Source organism: Pseudomonas sp. BIGb0164 (assembly GCF_024810135.1).
In the GTDB taxonomy this organism is placed as follows: Bacteria; Pseudomonadota; Gammaproteobacteria; order Pseudomonadales; family Pseudomonadaceae; genus Aquipseudomonas.
This window is the reverse complement of the sequence record NZ_JANUEA010000001.1, coordinates 436,657-458,298: the sequence shown is the minus strand read 5'-3', so window position 1 is coordinate 458,298 and position 21,642 is coordinate 436,657. Positions and strand designations below refer to the sequence as shown.

The following is a 21,642-nucleotide window of genomic DNA, read 5'->3' as shown; positions in this document are numbered from 1 at the left end:
GAAAGAGCTGCTTTCCATTGCGCACGTGAGGCCTCTACACTGCTGGGCCACGTGTTTTTCAAAGGATGAAACACAATGCACGCACCTGAACCCCACATCGTCATCCAGCGTTTTACCGAGGCCCATCTTGAAGGCGTCGCCGCGCTCTATAACGACCCGGCCGTGTGCCGGCAGGTGCTGCAGATGCCTTTCCAGGCTGTGGAGATGTGGCGCAAGCGCCTGGTCATGGACAACGAACGGCGGTTACAGCTGGTGGCGGTGCACGGCGGTGAAGTCATCGGCCAGTTGGGCCTGGAGCAGTGCCTGCGGGTGCGCCAGAGCCATGTCGGTTCGTTCGGCATGGGCGTGGCGACGGCCTGGCAGGGCAAGGGCGTGGGTTCGCGGTTGCTGGCGGCCGCGCTGGACGTGGCCGACAATTGGATGAACCTGCACCGCGTGGAGTTGACGGTGTTTGCCGACAACGACGCTGCGCAAAACCTGTACCGTAAGTTCGGCTTTGAGGTTGAAGGCCGATTGCGCGACTACGCGGTGCGTGATGGCAAGTATGTCGATACCGTGAGCATGGCGCGCCTGCGCCGGCCGGTTTAATCCCCCAGAGCAAACGCCACCGCAGCCTGTGCATGCAGCTCGGTGGTGTCCAGCAGTGGCAGGTCGCTGTGTTCCGGCTTGATCAGCAGGCCGATTTCCGTGCACCCCAGGATGATCGCCTGGGCGCCGCGTGCGGCCAGGGACTCGATCACGCGTTGATAGACCTGGCGCGACGCGTCACTGATCACGCCCACGCACAATTCCTCGTAGATGATCCGGTGCACGGCCTGGCGTTCGTCCGCCTCGGGCACCAGCACGGTCAGGCCCTGGGCGGCCAGGCGGGATTTAAGAAAGTCCTGCTCCATGGTGAACGCTGTGCCCAGCAAACCGACAGTCAGCGTGCCCGCTTCGACGGCCGCCGCACCCGCCGCATCGGCAATGTGTAGGAACGGAATCGACACTGCTGCTTCGATGCGTGGCGCTATCAAGTGCATGGTGTTGGTACACAGCACCACACAGTCAGCGCCCCCGGCTTGCAGGCGCCGTGCGGCGTCTTCTAGGATCAGCGCGGTATCGTCCCAGCGCCCGGCATGCTGCGCCTGTTCCACCGGGCCGAAATCCACGCTGTACATCAACAACTGCGCCGAACGCAGCGGCCCCAGTTGGTCGCGCACGCGCTGATTGATGATGCGGTAGTACTCGGCGCTGGACTCCCAGCTCATGCCGCCGATAAGGCCGATGGTGCGCATGCGATGCTCCTGACAAGGAATGTGGCTTCACCTTACCCATTGGCTACGGATTAGTCATACGCAGTTGCCGAGCAAATGACCGGAGCAGTTCCTTCGTTCAGGCGCCCTGTGTGCGGTGATGTGCACTTGCACAGCGTTAACCGCACGCAGCACCCGCGTATCTGCCATGATCGACCCTCGCAACCTGGCTCACCGGAGGACATTCGCAATGGACGACGTACAGCAACTGGGCGAGATGCTTCGTCATTACGCCGAGAGCGAAGCGCACAAGAAACAGCAATTCGACGTGCAGTCGGCGCGTTGGGCGCAAAAGCTCAACGAGTTATTCGGGCAGATTGAGCACTGGCTGGCGCCGGTCAAGACGGTGGGCTTGCTCGACGTGCAGCGTGAAGCCTATGTGGCCAGCGGCCCGAGCGTGCCGGTGGAGGTTTCGACCTTCAAGACCGAGAAGCTGAACGTACAAATCACCGGAAAAACCGTGGAGTTCGTACCGGATGTGATGGGCGCGGGAGGGTTGGTTACAGTGGCGGTGATCGGTCTCACCGCCGCGCGCCACGGCAGCGTCTCGCTGGTACTGCCGGCGGATAAAAATGATTGGCTGTGGAAGAAAACCAACGGCCTCAAAGACCCGGACACCTTCGCCTTCGACGCCAACTTCCTCGCCTCCCAGCTCCAGAGCCTGATCCCGCGGGAACGTATTTAAGGCAACGGTTGCCATCGCAGGCAAGCCAGCTCCCACATTCGAGCGCATTTCAAAAGGATGCACTCGGTCCCTTGTGGGAGCTGTCGAGCTTCAGCGAGGCTGCGAAGGCTGTGGTTCAGGCAACATCACTGTTGACTGTGCCGCCGCTTTCGCAGGCAAGCCAGCTCCCACATTCGAGCGCATTTCAAAAGGATGCACCCGGTCCCTTGTGGGAGCTGTCGAGCTTCAGCGAGGCTGCGAAGGCTGTGGTTCAGGCAACATCACTGTTGACTGTGCCGCCGCTTTCGCTGGCAAGCCAGCTCCTACATTCGAGCGCATTTCAAAGGGATGCACTCGGTCACCTGTGGGAGCTGTCGAGCTTCAGCGAGGCTGCGAAGACGCAGGTATTGGCGTTAAAGAGGGTGTGCCAAGCCACCGTCTTCGCAGGCAAGCGCTTATTTCAGTGCCGGGTCGCCTGGGTTGAGGTTTTTCCAGGCTTGCATCACGACCTGGGCCTTGGGCTCCTGGCCGTTTTCCAGGTAGTACTGGATCAGCGACAGTCGTGCGTTACGGCTGTACGGCTGGCGCTGCAACAGCGACTCCAATTGCTGGCAGGCCTCATCAACCTTCCCACTGTCGTGCAACGCCACCGCCAGTACGTAGGCGTACTGGGCGCTCGCCGGGTCGAGGCGAGCGGCGTTGCGCAGGTGCGGCATCGCTTGGGCAGTGTCTCCTGCGCGGATCAACATCAACCCCTGGGTGTGTTGCAGCAGCGGTGCCTCAGGGTGCAGGGCCAACTGGTCGCCGATCAATGTGCGCGCCTCGTCCGCACGGCCATTGGCCTCCAGCCACTGAATCAGCGTTACCAACGCCGGGAAAAAGTCCGGATCACGCAGCAGGGCCGTGCGCAGTTGCGCCTCGACCTTGTCGCCACGGCCGCTGGCCTGGTAGAGCATCGCCAGGTTGAGGTTCGCTTCGGCACGCTCCAGCAGGCTCGATTGCACCTGTTCGTATTCGGCGATGGCGCTGTCCCACGCCGGCCCCAAGCTCTGGCTGGAGACACTCAATAAATCCCGCGCAGCAATGATGCGCACGGCGCGCACCGGGTCCTTGAGCAACGGCACATACAGCGCAATGCGCTCTGGCGGCGGCAGCAACGCACTCACCGCACGCACGGCACTTTCGCGCACTTGCGGGGCAGGGTGGCCCAGGTCCCGGGTTGCCAGTTTGAGTGCCTGCTCGCTGGGATAGTTGGGCAACTCCACCAACAAGGTCGCCCGCTGGATGGCCGGCAGGTTGCTGCGTGCCAATTGGTCATACAGCGCCTGGGCGGCCCCCGGTTGGCCGCCGCGAATCAATACCATGCTCTCGGCATAAGTAGGCGCCTTCAGCACGTCCCGCGCACCCGCAGGGATACTGAAACTGTGGTCATGGCGCAAGTCATTGCCCATGTACACCTTGCCCGGCATATGGCAGTCGACACAGAACGAACCCGGCTGGCCCACCGGTTTGCCGGTGTGTTCAGGAGCGTCATAATTTTTGGCCTGCAGGCCACGCCCATCGACCGTGGCGATCGGGTTTTTGCCGGCGGTGTTGTGACACTGCAAGCACACCGCGTTGCCCGGCGCCTTGAGTTCGTTGCTGTGGGGGTTGTGGCAGTTGCTGCAGCGCACGCCTTTTTCGGCCATTTTGCTTTGGGCGAAGGAGCCATGTTCAAACACTTCGTCCTTGATCTTGCCGTCCAGGGCATACAGCTCGCGGGTCAGCACGCTGGGCAGGTAGTCATCCATCAAACGCTTGCCGACGGTAAACCCGTCACCCAACGGAGCGCGCCGGGCGTGGCAGCGCGCGCAGGTTTCCAGCTCGACGGTGGCGTCCTTGTCGTTGAGGTCCACGGCAAACCCGGCGTGCAGCAGGTCGCCTTTTTTAGCCGCCCATTGCAGGTGGTTGGAGGCCGGGCCATGGCAGGCCTGGCAGCCGACGCCGAGGCTGTTCCACTGGCTGTCGAAGCTGTTTTTCAGCGGATCAAAGTTGCGCTTGTAGCCGGTGGTGTGGCATTCGACGCACATGAAGTTGGCGTTCTGGCTGGGCTTGCTCCAATGCAGCGGGTTCTTGAAGGTCACGCCCTGGCCTGGGTAGAGGTGAAACCAGCGGTGCTGCTGGGTATCCCAGGCCACGCCCAGCGCCTGCAAGCGGCCATCGCCCACGTCGATCAGGTATTGCTGTAGCGGCGCGATGCCAAAGGTGTAGACCACCTTGAAGTCAGCAGGCTTACCGTCGCCGCCGGGCGTATTGACCCAGAACGCATCGCCCCGGCGAAAAAACCGGGTGGTTTCACCCTCGCCGGTAAACGTGGCGTCATTGAAGTCTGCCGGTACCGTCTGTGGCGTGGCCTGCTGCATCGCCAACTGGTGGTGGGAGCCTTGCCAATCCTTGACTTGAGCCTGGTGACAGCCCTGGCATTGCTGTTCATCCACCATCGTCGCCGGTGCGATAACCACCGGTTTCACCGCCATCACGGGCGCGGGCAGCCGAGGCGCGCTCGTCTGCAGGTAAAACCAGATCCCGGCCATGGCCAACAGCAACGACACAATCAGAATGGGGTGCAGGTAACGACGGGGTGATTCACGGTGGGGTGCGGCTTTTTTGGTTGTGGGCGCTGGCATTCCGACTTCCATTGTCTTGATGCAGGGACGCTCTACGGCGTGCTTTAAGCTCCGTGCAGCTTTGACGCTGGGGACGGGTCTGTCAAACGATGCGCGGGAAATAACGGCTATTTCCCCAGAGTTGGCTATACCTACAGCTCAGTGTTCCAGTGATGACTGCCAGGGAGTTCAATGATGAAACTAAGGCTAATGATCAGCACGCTGTGCCTCGCTTCAATTGGAATGACAGGCTGCGCCAGCAAAGTCACACAACCGGAGGAGTACTCCGGCTTTCTCTCGGACTACAGCCAACTCAAGCAAGCCAAGTCGCCTTCGGGCGCGGATGTGATGCGTTGGGTGGACCCCAAGCTGGACCTGAGCCGCTACACCGCGGTGTATGTCGAGCCGACCCAGTTCTATCCCAAGCCCCAGGCCACCGCGAAAATCCCTGAGAGCACCCTTAACGGTATCAACACCTACTACAACCAGGCGCTCAAGCGAGAGCTGGAAAAATCCCTGCCGCTGGCCAATGCGCCGGGCCCGGGTGTGATCGTCGTGCGGGCGGCAATCACCGCCGTGAGCAGCAAGACCGAAGCGCTCGCACCGTATGAGTACATCCCGGTAGCGCTGGTCGTCGCGGCCGCGAGTACCGCCACCGGCCACCGTGACCAGGAAACCACCCTGGGCACCGAGGCGCAGTTCCTCGACGGCGCCAGCGGCAAGGTGATCGCCCAAGTGGTGCGCAAAGGCACCGGCAAACCGCTGTCCAACGACGCCCAGGTGATGAAGGCCGACGACGTCAAAGGCGTTATCGATGGCTGGGCGTCAGACCTGCATCAGTCCTACGTGAAACTGAAAAAACACTAAGCCTCAAAACGCGTTGCGTGCCGGCCGGTTGTAATAGCTGAGCAGGGCGTCGTAGCGGCGGGTGACGAGGTAATAGTCGTCACTCAGTTGCTGCGGCGCGGCATGGTGCAGCCAGTCCTGGTGCAACGTGCCCAGCGCGGCCAGGTAGGCATCGGCGGCCGGGGTGATCGTGTACCAGAGGTGGCGCGCTTCCTCATCCAGGTGCTCGGTGGGGTGGGTACGCAGGTAGGCTTTGCCAGCGTCGGCAGCCTGTTGCAAGGCCGCTGCCTGGCTGGCGACGGCCTGGGGTGTCAGGCGTGCGTCGTGCATCCCTTGCTCAAGGGCATTCACCGCGTGGCGGGCGATGATCATGTAGTTGAGCACGTGCCAATGCAGGTCGCGGCCGAAGCGCGACTCCAGCAGCGCCAATTGCGCCGGGCGTATGTTCAGGTCCTGCTCTTCCAGCTGTTGACGCAGTTGGGTGGAGACCCTCAGGTAGTCGTCGCCTTCTTGCACCAGCTCCTGCCTCAACGATTCTGTGACGGGCAGCACCACGGCTTGCCGGCCGCTCAGCGAGAGCCGTTCGGCCTGGGTCGGCGTGACCCGGTCGGCCACGGACGTGAACCTGTGCAGCCTGTACGCATACACCGAGGCCAGGCCGACCAATTGGCTCCCGGGCTGTTGGCGCTCCAGCTTCAGGGTGTACAGCTGGGAGCAAACAGCCGCCTGGATAACGCGCGGTTCAGGCTCGCTGCTGTCGCCAAACTGATCGTGGTCCGGCGCTTCGGGTTCGGTTGAACGCATGCGGTAAAAGGCCAGGCGCGTGTCGCGGTCGATGCGGTTCGCGCAATCGATGATCGGCGCCAGGGCGCTCGCTGCTGCGGTGTGGGGGCTGTCCCGTTGATCCAACCAGAACTGAATCCGCTGCAGGGGTTTGGTGGCGCCGGCCAGGCCGAGCAAGGCCAGGCCCAGGATCAGGCCGATGGGTAACAACCATTTGGGGTTCATTGCGCGGCCTCCTGGCCGTACCACTGTTTCTGGGTGGCGGGCGCCTGACACTCGGCATCGCTGCGCGGCATGCGGCTGCACAGGCGCTCGGTCCACTGTTGCAGGCCCTGGTTACGCACGACCCGGTGGCCGTTGTCGAGCAAGACCAAGCCCGCGTAGAGCGCAATCACACCGACCACGCCGAGGGCCGCACCCAGCAGGGTCCAGCGCGGGTGGCTTGCGGTCCAGGGCGTGTGACGGCTCATCCCGGGGCGCTTGATCACGCCGATCAGTGCCAAGGCCGCGATCAGCGTCGCGCTGGCCAGCGGGCCGAATAGGTAGCCGAGGATTGCCACCAGGACCAACCCGGGCACCAGGTCACGTACCGGCAGCAGCGGCAGGTGGGTAGGGCTGAGCCAGCCGGGCAGGCGCTGGCTGAAAGCTTCGTCCTGCACGCGGTAGTGATGGGCGAGGGGCCGCCAGCCTTGCCAGGCCAGCCCGGCGCCGACCACGAAGGCCAGTGACCACAAGAGCCCGTGGCCCAGCGTCGGCACCCCATTGCCGGCCAGGAACTCGGCTTTCTCCAGCACCCCCACCAGGCAGCTCACGACCAGCGCGACGACCCAGGGCCAGGTGTCCATGGCCTTGTCCCAGTCTTGCCAGAAATACACGGTGCCACCGGGCATGGCTTCAGCGACGACCACATGCTCGGCATAGATGTCAGCGCTGAGGGTTTGGCAGGCTTTCCAGTCGTCTTCACTCAAACGCTGGGCGAAGGCACGGCGCTGGCCCAGGCTCATCGGCGCCAGCAGTAAACGTGCCGCGCGTTGCTGTGGGCTGTAGGGTGGTTCGGCGGCCAACGCCCGCTGGCGTGCGAGGAAAGCCGGCCCTTGCTGGCGCTTCAACAGCAGCGCCCAATCGTCGGCGGGGCAGTTGGGGTCGGCACCGCCGTGCCAGCCTTGGCCGGCACACACGGCGTCGAACACGGCACTGGACCAGAAATGGCTCTGGGCAAGCAGTTTGGCCAGCCATTCGTTGAACCACTCACCGTGGGGATGATTGTGTACCCACGGGTGCTCATCACGCGCTGCATAAGCAGCAAGAAACGCCGACTCATCTTTCTGCTCAAGGGCCAGGCGCAACGGTTGCTGTAAAGCGGCGCGGTGTTGGCGTTCTAGCGTGTCGATCAGTTCGACCGGCAGCTCCAGCCGTTGCCAGGCTGTGAGCCAGTTGAAGGCCTGGAACGCCCAGCGGGCGTCCTCGGCGTTGAGTTCGCCGTCAACACAACGATGCAACAGGTGGATTTCGAAGAACAACGCCGTGCCGTTGGCCATTGCCGCTTGATAGCGTTGTTCCAGGGTTTCCTCCACGTGTTCGGTGACGACCTCAACGGCTTCACCCACGTGCTCGATGACCACCTCAGCGGTTTCCCTCACGTGCTCGATGACCACCTCAACAGTTTCCCGCTGCTCCTGGCTCCACTGCAGAGCTTGCTCGTAGGCTTCGCGCAGGCGCTGGAACCCCTCGGGGTCATCGTCCGGCCGGGTTTTCTTCAGCAGCGCCGCATATTGGCGCTTGATCGCGCGGCTGTCGGCGTCAGGCGTGAGGCCCAGGATATTCCAGCAAGTCATGTGCGGCGCAACTCCCTAAACAATCGCGCGCACATTACCTGTTTTAGGGGCTGATAAACCAGCGGTAGTAGGGGTTGGCGCTGTCTTGTTGCAGCACGTCACGAATATCCCGGCCCCAGGCGTCGCGGTCGCCATCGTAGGCATGCAGGCTCGCGCGGTAGAACTGCATCAAGCGTTGTTGTTCAGCGGCCAGGGTGCGGGCAAAAGACGCATCCGCGTTGACCAGCGGCGCCGGTACACGCAGGTCCAGCAGGGCCGGCAATACTCGGGTGATTTCCTTGCTGCGCACCCACGGGGCGTATTCGATGCGCGGCCTGTCGTCGGTGACTGGCAGCGCATTCGCGGCAAACCGCTCCAGGCCCTGGCGGTCAGTGACCCAGGTGGCAAGCAGCGTGGCCGTCGAATCGATGCCGACCTCAGCCAACGCCGAACGCACCGGGGGCTGTTCAAAGCGCTGGCGAATACGCTCGGCGTCCAGCGCCACAGGCTCCAGGGAACCCACGAGCAGCATCTCGTGGAACTCGCTGGTCCACAGCGAGGCATAGGGGAATACATTGAGGAAGCTGCGCACCAACGCGCGGGAATCATCGATATTTTGCGTGGGCAGCGGCAGCCACTGAGCCAGCAGGCCATGTTTTTCCAGCCGTGTTGCGGCCAGCGCATAGAAGTCCTGGGAATATAGGTTGACCACCCCGGCAGCGGAAGGCGGCGGCGGTTCCAGGGTGATCAGGTCATAGCGCTGGGCATTGCGCAGCAATTCCTGGCGCCCATCGCGCAGGCGCAGGTCGATGGCCGGGTCCTGGGCAGCATTGAAGTTGCCTTTGAACAGCGACGCAGCCTGCAGCACCGACGGCAGCAACTCAGCCACCACCCGATGCTCCAGCCCCGGGTAACGCAACAGCGCACCCGCTGTGATCCCGGTGCCAAAGCCAATCACCAGCGTCGACTTGGGCTCGGCGTTGTGGACCAGCAACGGCAACAACGCCTGGATGCGCATGTAGCGTAACGACGGCATCGCATCACCGGTATTGGAAACACCCTGGATATATAGGCGCTGAAACGCCCGCGCTCCTTGACCCTGGGTGACCACGGCCACCGTCGCGCCACGACCTTCCTGGTAAAACGCCAGGCTGGCGTTACGTGCGCCGGGAAGCAACTTGGCCAGGCGGTCCACCGGGGTCAGCCCGGCAACCGCCAGCGACACCAGGCCCACCACGAGCACCGCCTGGCGCCGCGATTTTTTAACCCCATGGCCGCGACGTACCGCCAGATAACCCACGGCGCCGGCCATCACTGCCAGCAGGCCGAGGGTGCGCACCAGGCCCAGCCAGGGAATCAACACGAACCCGCAGAGCATGACCCCGACGATCCCGCCCAAGGTGTTGAATGCCACCACCGCGCCGACATCACGACCGACATGGCGATTACCCACGCTCAAGCGCAACGCCAACGGAAATGCCGCCCCCAGCAGCAAGGTCGGAACAAACACAATGCACAGCGCCGCCACGGCGAACCGGGCACTCATGCCCGGCAACTCACTGCCGCCCAGGCTCAGCACCAGCGCTTCTGCCTGGGTTTGCAGCAGAATCAGCCAGCGCCCCAGCACCGCAACTTCCAGCAGTGCCACCAAACCGGCGCCTGCAATCAGCAGGCCAAACACACCCCAGGGATCGCGAATGCGCTCAACCCGGTGTGACATCAGTTGGCTGCCGATAAACAAGCCGGTCAAGTAGGTGGCCAGCACCACGGCAAACGCGTAGGTGCGCGTGCTCATGAACTGTACGATGGACTGCGACCACACCACTTCATAACCGAGGGCGACCCCCCCGGCGATGGCATACAGCACCAGCGCCAGGCGCGCTGGTTGAACGCTGCGCGCAGGGGCGACAGCGACGGGAGCGTGATGACGCACAGACAACAAGGCGCCGACCGCTGCGACCAGGTTCAGCATCGCCGCTACCACCGCACTGCCACGCACGCCAAACTGCGCGATCAGCACAAATGTCGTGAGCAGCGTACCGGCGATGGCCCCGGCGGTGTTCGCGGCGTACAAACGGCCACCCGCCTGGCTCAGGCCCTTGGCATTGATATCCAGTGCACGCACCAGCACCGGCAGCGTGCCGCCCATCAACAGCGCGGGCAGGCCCACCAACGCAAATGGCAGCGCCCAGGCCGCAAGGCCGATGCGTTGTTCCAGCCAGGCAAACGGCTCGGCCGCCATACCCAGCGCCACGGTGGCGCCCACGCCGAACGCGGCGACCAATAATTCCAGGGCTGCATACAACAGCAGCGGCCGTGAAAAGCGGTCCGCCAGCCGTCCAAACAACAAACCACCCAGGGCCAGCCCGGCAAAAAACGCGCTGATGCCCGTGGTGATCGCATACACCTCCACGCCCACCACCAGCGACAGTTGCTTGATCCACAGCACCTGATAGACCAGCGCCGCGCCACCTGAGACAAACAGGAGCAGGGCAGGGATAAGGGTCGAGGTGGCGTTGCCGATTTCAACAGGCTTGCTGGCGGTGCGAGAGGTCATTACAAAATTCCAGAAGGTACAGAGAACCCTGTGGGAGCGGGCTTACTCGCGAAAACGGTGTGTCAGTCGCCGAATCGGTTGGTTGAACGACCGCTTTCGCGAGCAAGCCCGCTCCCACATTTGCCTTGTGTTGTGCCAGCTATGAAGCCGGGGCGGCCTTCATCTTCTCTTCGATCTTCTTGTCCACCGCTTCACGGATCTGGTCGATGCTGAAGCTCGGCGGTTTCTGGCTAGGCGGGTATTCGATGAAGGTCTGCAGGAACTTCGCCGCCTTGGTCACCGCAACCGCACCGAGGTAGACGTTCTTGGTAGTCCAGTCGTAATACTGGTCACTCACCACGTCAGCGCGCTCATACGGGTCCATCCTCAGGTTGAAGATCTTCGGCACCCGCAACTGTACGAACGGCTCGCTCCACACTCGGAAACCACCCGGCTGGCGCTGCTCGGCAAACACCACTTTCCAGTTGTCGAAGCGCATCGAAACCAGCATGCCGTCGTCATTGAAGTAGTAGAACTCGTTGCGCGCGCCTTTAGGTTGCTGGCCGGTCAGGTAGGGCAGTTGGTTGTAGCCATCCAGGTGCACCTTGAAGTTGGTGCCGCCTGCCGCAGGCGTCCAGCCTTTGAGCAACTTGTTTTTCACGTCGGCGTCACCGGCTGCGGCCAACAGGGTCGGGAACCAGTCCATCCCCGAGACCATCTCGTTGGAGACCTGACCCTCCTTGATCTTGCCCGGCCAACGGATGATCGCCGGCACGCGGTACGCGCCTTCCCAGTTGGAGTCCTTTTCGTTGCGGAACGGCGTGGTCGCCGCATCCGGCCAGGAGAACTGGTTCGGCCCGTTGTCGGTGGTGTAGACCACGATGGTGTTGTCGGCGATCTTCAAGTCGTCGAGGGTCTGCAGCAGTTTGCCCACGTCGCCGTCATGCTCAAGCATGCCGTCGGCGTACTCGTTTCCGGGCATGCCGCTCTGGCCCTTCATCGAGTCACGCACATGGGTGAACACGTGCATGCGCGTGGTGTTCATCCACACGAAGAACGGCTTGTTGGCTTCGGCCTGTTTCTTGATGAAGGCCTGGGCCGCCGCGGTGGTTTCGTCGTCGATGGTTTCCATGCGCTTGGTGGTCAAGGCGCCGGTGTCTTCGATCTTGCCGTCGGCGAAACTGTGGATCACCCCGCGCGGGGTGTTGGCCTTGACGAATTCGGCGTCGTCCTTGGGCCAATACGGGCGTTCGGGTTCTTCTTCGGCATTGAGGTGGTATAGGTTGCCGAAGAACTCGTCGAAGCCGTGGTTGGTGGGCAGGTACTCATCCCGGTCGCCCAAGTGGTTCTTGCCGAATTGCCCGGTGGAGTAACCCAGGGACTTGAGCGCCTGGGCGATGGTGATATCGCGCTTTTGCAGGCCCACCGGGGCCCCCGGAATGCCCACCTTCGACAGGCCCGTGCGCAACGGCGTCTGGCCGGTGATGAAGGACGAGCGCCCAGCCGTGCAACTGTTCTCCGCGTAGTAGTCGGTGAACATCATGCCTTCTTTGGCGATCCGGTCGATATTGGGCGTCTTGTAGCCCACCACGCCCATGGAATAGGCGCTGATGTTGGTTTGCCCGATGTCATCGCCGAAGATCACCAGGATATTCGGCTTCTCGGCGGCCAGGGCGGATGCCGAGGCGCCTATTACCGACACCGCCACCAGGGCGAGTTTCGGCAGCCACTTACGTATGCGAGTCATAAGACTTGCTCCTTTTAGGGCTTGAGTCGCATTGCCTGCGACCAACGTTTTTGTACAGTCCGTCGTGACGTTTTCTTATTGCACCTTTGCTTGCACAGCCGGCTCGAAGGGGTAGATACGGCGCCAGTCGCTCGCCATGTCCACCACGATCCAGCCGTTTGCCCTGGCCAGGTCCAACGCCTTGTCGAGGCGCCCCACCTGAGAGTTTCGGTCATAGGCCCACTCGCGCCTGGCGTCGGTGTGGTGCACCAGGCCCATCAAGCGCTTGCCACTGCCAGCGGCGGTCCATTGCAGCATTTGCAGGTCGCCATCGGAGTTGCCGAAGGCCAGCAAGGGCCGGCGGCCGATAATCGCGTCGATGCTTTCCGGCTTGCCCGGGCCATCGTCGTTGTGCGCCAGCTTGGCGGTGCGCAGGATCTGCGGGTTGCCGTCCTTGAGCTGGTACTGGGTGACGAAGTTGGTGCCGATCACCTGTTCCGGTGGCACGCCATACACCACCTCGGCAAAGGCGCGCATGAAGGCCGTGTCGCCGCCGGAGACGATGTAGGTCTTGAATTGCTGGCTGCGCAGGTAGTCGAGCATTTCCAGCATCGGCTGGTAGATCATCTGATCGAACGGTTTGCCCGTCTTGGGGTGGCGCGCCTGTTTTAGCCAGGCTTTGGCATTGTCGATGAAGGCTTCGGTGCTGATGCCGGTGTGGGTTGCGCCGATGATCTTCAACAAGCCCTGCATGCCCGTGGCCGCGAGGGCCTGGTGGTCGCCTTCGAGCACCGCCTGGAACGGCTGTGTGGTTGCCCACTCGGGGTGCTGGGGCGCCAGGCGCTTGATTTCATTGAAGGCGAACAACACCTCGAAATAGGCCGGTTGTTCTGTCCAGAGCGTGCCGTCGTTGTCAAAGACGGCGATGCGTTCGGCGGGTTTGACATAGTCCTTGGAGCCTTCGACGGTGACCGCCTGCACGAAATCGACAATCTGTTTTTTGCTGGGGCCATCGTTCCATGACGGCAGCGGGTCGGCGGCCAGAGCCGGCAGGCTGAGGAAAAGAAGCAGGGGCAGGGCAGAACGCAGCGACGTCATGGGAAGTCCTTTTCGTGACGAGGGTTCAGTGGAACCAAGCGTAGTTGACGACACACCCAGCGCAATGTTGTGCACACGTTTCGCCACAGTGGCGGCAGGCGTGGCCACAGCGCATGCAGCAGGTAACCGGCGAGAATCAGCACGGCCACCGCGGCGATCCAGGCAAACAGGTGCCGCGAAACGTGCCAGCGGCTGTGCTGCCCGAGGGCTTTGAGGTCATCGGCAATGGAGAAGGTGGGCGTGTAGGCGCTGCCCGCCTGGGCCTCGAACGTGAGGGCAGGCAACTGGCTGTTCTGCACGTGCCGGTTGCGGCTGTCCCACCATTTCACGCTGATGGCAGGCAAAGTGAAATGACCCCCTTGCTCGACGCGATACACCAGCCAATCGATGCGCTGGCCACCGGTGATTGCGCCGCGACCGTCGTCCAGGTTGCTGATGCTTGGCGCTTGCGGGTACAACCGCAGGCCCTGGATGGGCGCGGAGGCGGGCGGTGGCAGGGAAAGTCCCGGCGTGTCGTCGGCTTGCAGCGTGAGGGTGCGGGTCAGGCTGTCGCCCACCTTGAGGTCAGTGGCTGACAGCGTCTGGCTCAGGCGCAGGCCACTGGCGACCAGCACCGGCTCCCCGGGGGCAAACCCCGGTGGCTGGGTGGCAGTGAACGACAGCGGCGTGCTCTGGGCATTCAAGGGCGCACTGGCCTGACCCGGCTGGGCGCTGACGGTCAGTGCCGGCACCGTGAATGCCTGGGCGACATTCGGCGTGATTCGGTAGCGGTAGCGCATGCCGTAGAACATCTGCCCGCCAATCTCTTGGGTGGTGTGTTCAGCTTCGCCACCCGGCGCCTGAACCCGTGCACCGGCCAGTTTCAGCACCGGCAGGCTGGCGCCAGAGGTAAACCAGGTATCGGTGAGCACATCCACCTGCACTTGCAGTTGTTCACCCACCACCACCGCAGCGCTGGGCAGCAGGTGTGCCTGGACTTTGAGCTGCGGCTCGGCCGCCCACAACGGCCCGGAAAGCAACAACAGCACGCCGCAATAGCGGTTCATCGCTTCGCCTCCTGATCCTGCAGGCTGAATTTGCGGCGCAGGAAATTGGCCGGTGAGGTCGTCAGGTTCTGCAACCACAGGGCATCGCTGTTGGCTTGTTCGGTCTGGATCGCCTTGCTTTGGCCCTTGCCCGGGGCCTTGTCGAACTTGATCTCGTCGGGCTTGACCTCGGGGGTGTTGTTCGCTGCGCTGTCGGTGTCCTTTTTCAGCGCAATGGCCAGGGCCAGGTTGGCGCTGGCCTCGGGAAACGTCGGTTGCAGCTTCAAAGCACGCTGATAGGCCACGATGGCGTCGTCGAATTTGAAGCGGCGCACGTGGATGTTGCCGAGATAGAACGCGGCGTGTGCGGTGTCGAGGGTGTTGAAGGTGGTTTCGGCCAAGGCGTAGTCGGCGGCGTTATAGGCGGCAATGCCTTTCCAGTAGGCGTCTTGAAACAGGGAGGCCGCCTCGGGGTAACGATGATGCTCGAAAGCCCAACGGCCTTGTTGGTCAGGGGTGAGGAACGGGTTGGCATCGGCGTGCAGCGGTTGCAGCAACAGGCCGAGCAGTACCGTCGCCACCCAGTTCAGGCTCCAGCCGCGTCGCACGCTCAGCAGCACCACCAGCAACAGCGGCCAGCACAGCCAGTAACCGGCGTCCTTCCACTGCAACAGGCGCTGTTGCTCATCGGCATTTTGGAAGTGCTGCTGGGCGTGCAGCTCGATCCAGTCCAGGTCGTCGTCATTGAGGGTCAGGCTGCCCAGTGGCGCGTCGGTGGCCGAGGCCAGTTGCTTGAGGGCGGGATTGCTGCCCAGCGCTAGTACCAGCACTTGCAGCGGGCTGTCGGCCAGGTGTTGCTTGAGGCTTGGCAATTGCGTGCTGTCGGCGCCATCGGTGACCAGCAACAACGTGCCAGGCGATTGCGCCAACAACGGCTTGGCCTGGTCGATGACGCTGGCGACGTCCTTGCCGGCTGTACTGATCAAGTCGGTGCCGAGCGCCTGGATAAAGGTGTCTAGCAGCGCCGGGTCATCGGTCGGCGGCAATACCAGATGGGCACTGCCGGCGTACACCAGTAGCGCGGTGCGCGCCCCTTTGCGCCGCTGTACCAGGTCGTGGAGCTTGTGCTTGGCGGCGGTCAGGCGGGTCGGTGGGACGTCGGCGGTGTCCATGGACGGCGACAGGTCCACGGCGATGATCAACGGCGCGCGGTTTTCCAGGAAGTCCGGGCGGTCCTGCTCCCACGTCGGCCCTGCAGCGGCGACTGCGCCGAGCATCAACAGCACGCTCGCCAGGTGCACCGGGCGCAGGCGGTGCGAATCCGTCGGCGTGAGCAACAAATGCGGCAGCAGGTGCGGGGCGATATTGCCACGCAGACGACGCTGCAGGTCGCGGCTGCGTTGCCAGGCCAGTGGCAATAAAGCCCCCAGTAAGGCCAGCAATAACCACGCGGGGCGCAAGAAGTGGAAGTCACTGAAGTCCATCGGCCACCTCTCGTTTGATCCGGTGGGGCCATAACGCCGCCAACAGGTGGTACAGCGCAAACAGTCCAAGCGCCGCGCACAGCGGCCACCAGAACAGGTCGCGCTTGGGTTGGTGACTCAAGGTCTTCACTTGATGTGGGGTGATCTGGTCGAGCGTCGTGTACACCTGGCTCAGGCTGTCGCGGTCTTCGGCGCGGAAGTAACGCCCACCGGTGGCGCTGGCGATGGCTTGCAATGCGCTGAGGTTGACCTTGGCTTCGCCGGTGGCCTGCGGGTCGCCAATGCCGATGGTATGGATGACCACGCCCTTGGCCGCCGCCATGTCGGCGGCATGGTCGGGGGTGATTGCGCTGCTGGTGTCGTTGCCATCGGTGAGCAGAATCAGCACTTTCTCGGGCTCATGGGCCTGGTCCAGCAGCTTGAGCCCCAGGCCGATGGCATCGCCAATGGCGGTGTTCGGCCCGGCCATGCCAATGCCGCTGTCATCCAACAGCAGAGACAGGCTGCTGTGATCGAGGGTCAACGGTGCCTGGGGGTAGGCGCCGCTGCCAAACAGAATCAGGCCGATGCGATCGTCTTTGCGGCGCGCGATAAAGTCATGGACCACCTGTTTGACGGCGGCGAGGCGGTCGATCTTTTGCCCGGTTGCGTCGGTAAAGTCCTGGGTTTCCATAGACTGGGAGATATCGATGGCGAGCATCAGGTCGCGCACCGGCTGCTGGCGTTCGATGGGTTTTTCCACCCATACCGGGCGGGCAACCGCCAGCACCAGCAGTACCCAGGCCACCAGGTTGAGCACAAGCTGGCTGCGATTATTCCGCACGCCGCTCGCAGAGGGCGCGCCACCCACGGCCTGGCTCATGCCGGTGAAAAACGGCACCCGCACGGCGCTGCGGGCTTCTAGGTAGGCAGGCAGGTACCGGTACGCCAGCCAGGGCAGCGGCAGCAGTAGCAACAGCCACGGGTTATCAAGCTGCCACATGGTGCTGCTCCACCCAGGCTTTGCACTGGGCCAGTAGTTGCGTGTGTTGGGCGTCGGGCAAGGGCGCGGCGTAGGCCAGGTCAGCCAGTTGCTGGCTCAAGTCCTCGGGGATCGGTGCGCCTGCGTGGCGTTGCAAGAACGCTTGCCAATCAGCGCCCGTCAACGTCGGGATGGATGCGTGTTCCTGCGCCGGGAGTGGCATCGACAGCGCCACACGCTTGAGCAGTTCGGGCAATTCACGCAGGTCGGTCAGCGCGTCCAGGCGTGCCACGGCCTCACGTCGATAAGCATCGCGGCGCCAGTGCAGCCAGTTGCGTACGGCCAGCACCAGCAGGGCCAACACCACCAGGCCAAGGACCACAGCCCACCCCCAGGTTTGCGGCCAGTAACTGACGGGCGCGGGCAAGCCCAACTCCTGCAGTTGTTCGATGCTCGGCACAGGGGCAGTCACCGGCGTCTACCCAGTTCGCTGCGCAGTTGGTCGACCGCGGGCAGGGCGGTGCTGATCATCAGCAACGGCACCTGGCTGCGACGTAGCAGGCTCGCAACATCCTTGATCCGCCCGCCCAGATAATCCCCCAAGGGCTGGCGCACCTGGCGCCTGTTCACGGCCAGCTCCACTTGCAACTGACCCTGGGTGACCAACAGTTGCCCGCTGTCGGGCACGTTCAGGGCCAGGGGGTCATACACCTGCAACGCCACCACGTCGTTGTGCGTTGACAGTTCCCGCAGCAGTTGCAGGGTGCGCGGGCCTGCACCGGCGAAGTCGCTGACCAGGCAGATCAAGTGGTCGTGCCCGGCCACTGCGCGGCACTGCTGCAGCACGCGGTCAAGCTGGCTGTCGCCTTCGTGGTCCGGGCAAGTGGCGTTCAGTTCGCCGTTTTGCTGGGCGATGCGACTGCACAAGGCTTCAACGCGTTTGCGGCTGCGCAGCGGTGCCACGCTGTCGATGCGTCTGTCATTGAACACCAGGCCGCCGACCCGATCCCCGGCGTTGAACACCATCCACGCGGCGAGGGCGCCCAGTTCGGCCGCAACCGCCGATTTGAAGCTGCGCACCGAACCAAAAAACATCGACATGCGTTGGTCCACCACGATCAAGGCCGGGCGGTCGCGTTCTTCGGTGAAGGTGCGCACCACCGGTTTGCCGGTGCGCAAGGATGCGCGCCAATCCAGGTGGCGCAAGTCATCGCCGGGCTGGTAGCGCCGCAGCTCGTCGAAATTCAGCCCACGCCCGCGCAGCCTTGAGGCGTGGTTGCCGGCCAGGACGCTGCCCTGGGGCTGGCGCGCAACAAAACTCAAGTCTCGCGCCTGGAACTGCAAGGCCATCAGCTGCGCCAGGCTGACGTAGACGAACCCGTCGGCGTTCATGCCGGGATCGCCACTGTGCAGAGCAGACGGTCGAGCACCTGGTCGGCCGTTACGCCGTCTGCCACCGCGTCATAACTCAATTGCAGGCGGTGGCGCAGCACCGGGTGCGCCACCGCACGTACGTTGTCGGGGGTCACGAAGGTTTGGCCTTGCAACCAGGCGTCCGCCCGCGCACAGCGATCCAGCCCGATGCCGCCCCGTGGGCTGGCGCCCAGGCTGATCCAGCGCGCCAGGTCAGGGTCATAGTCGCCGGGGTGGCGCGTGGCGTTGATCAGGTCGATCAGGTAGCGATCGATGGCTGGCGACACCTGGATGGTGCTGACTTCCTTGCGGGCCGTGAAGATCACGTCCTGGGCAAGAGTAAAGCCCCCGGACGCCTGGGTGGAGGCGGCCTGCTCTTCATCGCGCAACAGTCGCAAGACCTGGCTTTCGTTGTCGGCACTGGGGTAATCCAGCAGCACCTTCATCACGAAACGGTCCATCTGCGCTTCGGGCAGCGGGTAGGTGCCTTCCTGTTCGATGGGGTTTTGCGTGGCCACCACGATAAACAACGCAGGCAGCGGGTGGCTGGCACCGGCGACGGTGATTTGCCGTTCTTCCATGGCCTCCAGCAACGCGGCCTGGACCTTGGCGGGCGCGCGGTTGATCTCATCGGCCAGGATCAAGTTGCCGAACAGCGGGCCGGGCTGGAAGCGAATCTGGTTCTGGCCGTCGACCTGGTGCAGTACTTCTGCGCCAGTGATGTCCGAGGGCAACAGGTCGGGGGTGAACTGGATGCGGCTCATCTTCGCCTCCAGGTGCCGCGCCAGGGCCTTGACCGTGCGGGTCTTGGCCAGGCCCGGCAAGCTTTCCAGCAACAGGTGACCATTGGCCAGGAGACCCAGCAGGATCTGGCGGATCACCTGGTCCTGGCCGAGTACGCTTTCAGCCATGCTGGCCTGCAGGGCATTCACATCGTTGAGTGCTGTCATGCCAATCGTCCTTGAAACAGTGGGTCACCAGGGCGCGGCGACCACGATGTATTGCACGGAGCCGCCGACATACCGCGGCTGGTACCAAGTGGGCCCGCAGTGCTGGTAGGCCACGCCATTGGCGACCACCGACACACATTCAGGCGGCACCGTACTGACCTGGGTGCCGATGGCCAGGATCGTCGCAGTGGTGGCGCCGACCACGGCCGCAGCGGCCCAAGGGTGATACCAGTCATCCGGGTGCGGAGGCGGTGGTGGCGGCGGCGGCGGCGGTGGCGGTGGCATCGGATGCGGGCCTGGTTCCGGGCCAGGGTGAGGCCCGGGGTACGGATGCGGTGGCGGGTAAGGATGGGGTTCCGGGCGTGGCGGCAGCGGCCTCGGCGCCGGCATGGGGTGTGGCACCGGTGGCGGGCGATAGCCACCGCCGCCATGGGGCACCACGAACGTCCGCGCACCACCGCCGCCGCGCACCTGCCAGGCTTGGGCAACCAGCGGGTCGAACAGGGCCAGCAGCAAGCTGGCCGTCAGCACCGTCGCCGTGGCTTTCATGGCTGTTCTCCCTGTGGCTCCAACTGTTGCAGGGGCACCGAACGCGCACCGGCGGGTGGGGTGAACTCGAACTCCCGTGCAGTGGGCGGATGGTTGAGTTGCCATTGGTAGTTGACGGTGTGCCGGGGTTGCTCGGCGGTGTCGCGGCGGCTGATCACCAAACGGCAGGGCAGCGGTTGCGGACCCTGGCGCACCCACAACTGCCAGTCGATCTCCGGCTGGCGATAGGCGTAGTGGGTGCAGACCTTGCCTTCCAGGGTTTCGTCGCCGATCAGCAGCGCGCTGGTAATGCCGACTTCCTTGGCCGTGCCCGGGTGCCAGCGGAACAGGTCCGCCAGGGGCAGCTCGATGCGGTAGCGCTCGCTCAGTTGGTCGAGCAGGCCGCCGATGCTGGCCGGTGCAGCCTGGCTGGCGAAGTAACCGCTGCGGCTGTCGTAGAGGGTGAAGTGCTTGCCGTTGTAGAACAGGCTGCGGCGCTTGCCGTCGCTTTCAACCGAGACGTGCAGCTTGTCGGGCTGGCGGGCCAGCAACCGGGTGCGGTGGCTGAACTCGATGACCTGGCCGTTTTCCAGTACCTGGTCGGTGTGGCTGCTGGCGTCGATACGAAACTGTTGCAGGCTGCGCAGGTAGGCGCCCATCTGGTCCAGGGCGGTGAGGGCGCGGGGCTCCATTTCTTCGCCCCAGACGCTGCCGCAAGCAACCAGTAGGCCAAGGATTACGACCCTGCGTGTGCGATGAAAACGCGACATGGCGCACCTCGTTCACAGCATGAAAGTGGGGATCACCGGGATAAACGACACGCGGAAATTCCAGCGGCTGCTGATCAGGTCGTCAGCGTGGATCACCGAGTACTGCACTTCACCGGAAATGCGCACCGGCAACTTGCCGAAATTGACGATGCGTCCGGCGCCGATGCCGATGGGGAAGTTGACCTTGTTGCCACCTTCGGCTTTCCAGTTGACGGTGACATTGGGCGTCATGCCCACCCGCCATTGCCCCGGGCCAGGAATCGCGCGTTGGATGAAGTACTGGATGTTGGTCAGGCTGACGTCCTTGCGTCGCGCATCGCCACCCACGGACCACCAGTGCTGAGGGAACACGCCCAGGGTCCAGTCTTCGCCCAGATAGGCCGCAACAAAGGCGGGGCCGAGTGAGTATTTACCGGTGCCCAGCACGTCTCTCTCGGCCGTGGGGAACATGGCCGTGGGGCCGAAGCCCCAGACCATCTTGCCGCCGTTGGCAAAGCGCACCGGCTGCTTGGGCGAGAACACGCCCACGTACGCCAGGTCGCCAAAGCCCGAAGTGCGGTCGAACGGGTCGTTCACCACCGAGGGAAAGTCGCGGTCCGTCAGCACGCCGTAGGGGCTCATGCCGATCAGGTCGCCCGCCTTGGAATTGACGGGTGCGCTGACATAGCTCACCGGGAGGCGGTTGATCAAGTTCCAGTCCTCCCCCAGGGAAATGGGAAAGGTCGGCATGAAGCTGTATTTGCCCAGGTAGCGCGTACCGTTGCTATGGGGGCCTTTGAGGGCGCTGTAGTCGAACTGGTTGAACAGCAACACCAGGTTGCCCACCGGGTTGTCCATCAACTTGGCGATCTGCTCGGTGGACGGCTCGCAACCGGCCTTGACCACTTGCTTGAGGTCGATATCGAAGTCTTGCTGGAGGCGATGGCAGGTTTCGGCATCGGCCTTGGGGGGCGGTGTGGGGCTGCCCAGTTGCGGCAGGTTGGCCGCCGACACGCCGCAGCTGGTGAGCAGGCCGAAAACCAGAGGCGTAGCGCAGAACCCTTGCGCACGAGCAGGTGAAATCATGGCGTCATCCATCCTTGTATCGGCCTGATATCAGGGGGT

19 protein-coding genes are annotated in these 21,642 nt (G+C 63.5%); 3 read left to right on the top strand and 16 right to left on the bottom strand.

Annotated elements, in window-relative coordinates:
• The first annotated feature begins 75 nt into the window (after positions 1–75).
• A complete protein-coding gene (locus tag M2394_RS01845) occupies positions 76–588 on the top strand; it encodes a GNAT family N-acetyltransferase (protein ID WP_259171423.1) in 513 nt (170 codons plus the stop codon).
• On the opposite strand, the gene M2394_RS01840 is transcribed toward M2394_RS01845, so the two are convergent.
• On the bottom strand, positions 585–1,277 hold the full coding sequence (locus M2394_RS01840) for an aspartate/glutamate racemase family protein (protein WP_259171422.1): 693 nt from the start codon (positions 1,275–1,277) through the stop codon (positions 585–587). The genes M2394_RS01845 and M2394_RS01840 overlap by 4 nt on opposite strands.
• Positions 1,278–1,485: 208 nt before the next feature.
• On the opposite strand from M2394_RS01840, the gene M2394_RS01835 reads away from it, so the two are divergent.
• Positions 1,486–1,980, top strand: a complete 495-nt coding sequence (locus M2394_RS01835) for a hypothetical protein (protein ID WP_259171421.1) — start codon at positions 1,486–1,488, stop codon at positions 1,978–1,980.
• Between the two features lie 434 nt (positions 1,981–2,414).
• Here M2394_RS01835 and M2394_RS01830 read toward each other — a convergent pair whose 3' ends face one another.
• A complete protein-coding gene (locus M2394_RS01830) occupies positions 2,415–4,625 on the bottom strand; it encodes a tetratricopeptide repeat protein (RefSeq protein WP_259171420.1) in 2,211 nt (736 codons plus the stop codon).
• Positions 4,626–4,799: 174 nt separating this feature from the next.
• On the opposite strand from M2394_RS01830, the gene M2394_RS01825 reads away from it, so the two are divergent.
• Positions 4,800–5,471, top strand: a complete 672-nt coding sequence (locus M2394_RS01825) for a DUF3313 domain-containing protein (protein ID WP_259171419.1) — start codon at positions 4,800–4,802, stop codon at positions 5,469–5,471.
• A 3-nt stretch (positions 5,472–5,474) separates the two neighbouring features.
• Here the strand turns inward: M2394_RS01825 and M2394_RS01820 are convergent, their stop codons facing one another.
• The 14 genes from M2394_RS01820 to M2394_RS01755 all read right to left on the bottom strand — a co-directional run bounded on the left by M2394_RS01820 (position 5,475) and on the right by M2394_RS01755 (position 21,603).
• A complete protein-coding gene (locus M2394_RS01820; protein WP_259171418.1) occupies positions 5,475–6,458 on the bottom strand; it encodes a YiiG family protein in 984 nt (327 codons plus the stop codon).
• Positions 6,455–8,068 (bottom strand): J domain-containing protein, encoded by a 1,614-nt coding sequence (locus M2394_RS01815; protein WP_259171417.1) that lies wholly within the window; start codon positions 8,066–8,068, stop codon positions 6,455–6,457. The genes M2394_RS01820 and M2394_RS01815 overlap by 4 nt, the downstream gene beginning before the upstream one ends.
• A 43-nt stretch (positions 8,069–8,111) precedes the next feature.
• On the bottom strand, positions 8,112–10,604 hold the full coding sequence (locus tag M2394_RS01810; RefSeq protein WP_259171416.1) for a fused MFS/spermidine synthase: 2,493 nt from the start codon (positions 10,602–10,604) through the stop codon (positions 8,112–8,114).
• A gap of 139 nt (positions 10,605–10,743) precedes the next feature.
• Complete coding sequence (locus M2394_RS01805; RefSeq protein WP_178925799.1) at positions 10,744–12,330, bottom strand: arylsulfatase; 1,587 nt, start codon at positions 12,328–12,330, stop codon at positions 10,744–10,746.
• Between the two features lie 75 nt (positions 12,331–12,405).
• Positions 12,406–13,407: an HAD family phosphatase gene (locus tag M2394_RS01800; protein ID WP_259171415.1), complete on the bottom strand. Its 1,002-nt coding sequence runs from the start codon at positions 13,405–13,407 to the stop codon at positions 12,406–12,408.
• Positions 13,404–14,453 (bottom strand): hypothetical protein, encoded by a 1,050-nt coding sequence (locus tag M2394_RS01795; RefSeq protein WP_259171414.1) that lies wholly within the window; start codon positions 14,451–14,453, stop codon positions 13,404–13,406. The genes M2394_RS01800 and M2394_RS01795 overlap by 4 nt, the downstream gene beginning before the upstream one ends.
• Complete coding sequence (locus M2394_RS01790) at positions 14,450–15,916, bottom strand: VWA domain-containing protein (protein ID WP_259171413.1); 1,467 nt, start codon at positions 15,914–15,916, stop codon at positions 14,450–14,452. Before M2394_RS01790 ends, M2394_RS01795 begins: the two co-directional genes overlap by 4 nt.
• Positions 15,903–16,898: a VWA domain-containing protein gene (locus M2394_RS01785; RefSeq protein WP_259171412.1), complete on the bottom strand. Its 996-nt coding sequence runs from the start codon at positions 16,896–16,898 to the stop codon at positions 15,903–15,905. The genes M2394_RS01790 and M2394_RS01785 overlap by 14 nt, the downstream gene beginning before the upstream one ends.
• Positions 16,885–17,349, bottom strand: a complete 465-nt coding sequence (locus M2394_RS01780; RefSeq protein WP_178925794.1) for a DUF4381 domain-containing protein — start codon at positions 17,347–17,349, stop codon at positions 16,885–16,887. Before M2394_RS01780 ends, M2394_RS01785 begins: the two co-directional genes overlap by 14 nt.
• The gene (locus M2394_RS01775; RefSeq protein WP_178925793.1) at positions 17,346–18,269 is read right to left on the bottom strand and encodes a DUF58 domain-containing protein; all 924 of its coding nucleotides are present in this window, start codon (positions 18,267–18,269) and stop codon (positions 17,346–17,348) included. Before M2394_RS01775 ends, M2394_RS01780 begins: the two co-directional genes overlap by 4 nt.
• Positions 18,266–19,240: a MoxR family ATPase gene (locus M2394_RS01770; protein WP_259171411.1), complete on the bottom strand. Its 975-nt coding sequence runs from the start codon at positions 19,238–19,240 to the stop codon at positions 18,266–18,268. Before M2394_RS01770 ends, M2394_RS01775 begins: the two co-directional genes overlap by 4 nt.
• Positions 19,241–19,264: 24 nt before the next feature.
• Positions 19,265–19,789 (bottom strand): hypothetical protein, encoded by a 525-nt coding sequence (locus tag M2394_RS01765; RefSeq protein WP_259171712.1) that lies wholly within the window; start codon positions 19,787–19,789, stop codon positions 19,265–19,267.
• On the bottom strand, positions 19,786–20,538 hold the full coding sequence (locus M2394_RS01760) for a DUF2092 domain-containing protein (protein WP_259171410.1): 753 nt from the start codon (positions 20,536–20,538) through the stop codon (positions 19,786–19,788). The genes M2394_RS01765 and M2394_RS01760 overlap by 4 nt, the downstream gene beginning before the upstream one ends.
• Before the next feature lie 12 nt (positions 20,539–20,550).
• On the bottom strand, positions 20,551–21,603 hold the full coding sequence (locus M2394_RS01755; RefSeq protein ID WP_259171409.1) for a transporter: 1,053 nt from the start codon (positions 21,601–21,603) through the stop codon (positions 20,551–20,553).
• Between the last annotated feature and the right edge of the window lie 39 nt (positions 21,604–21,642).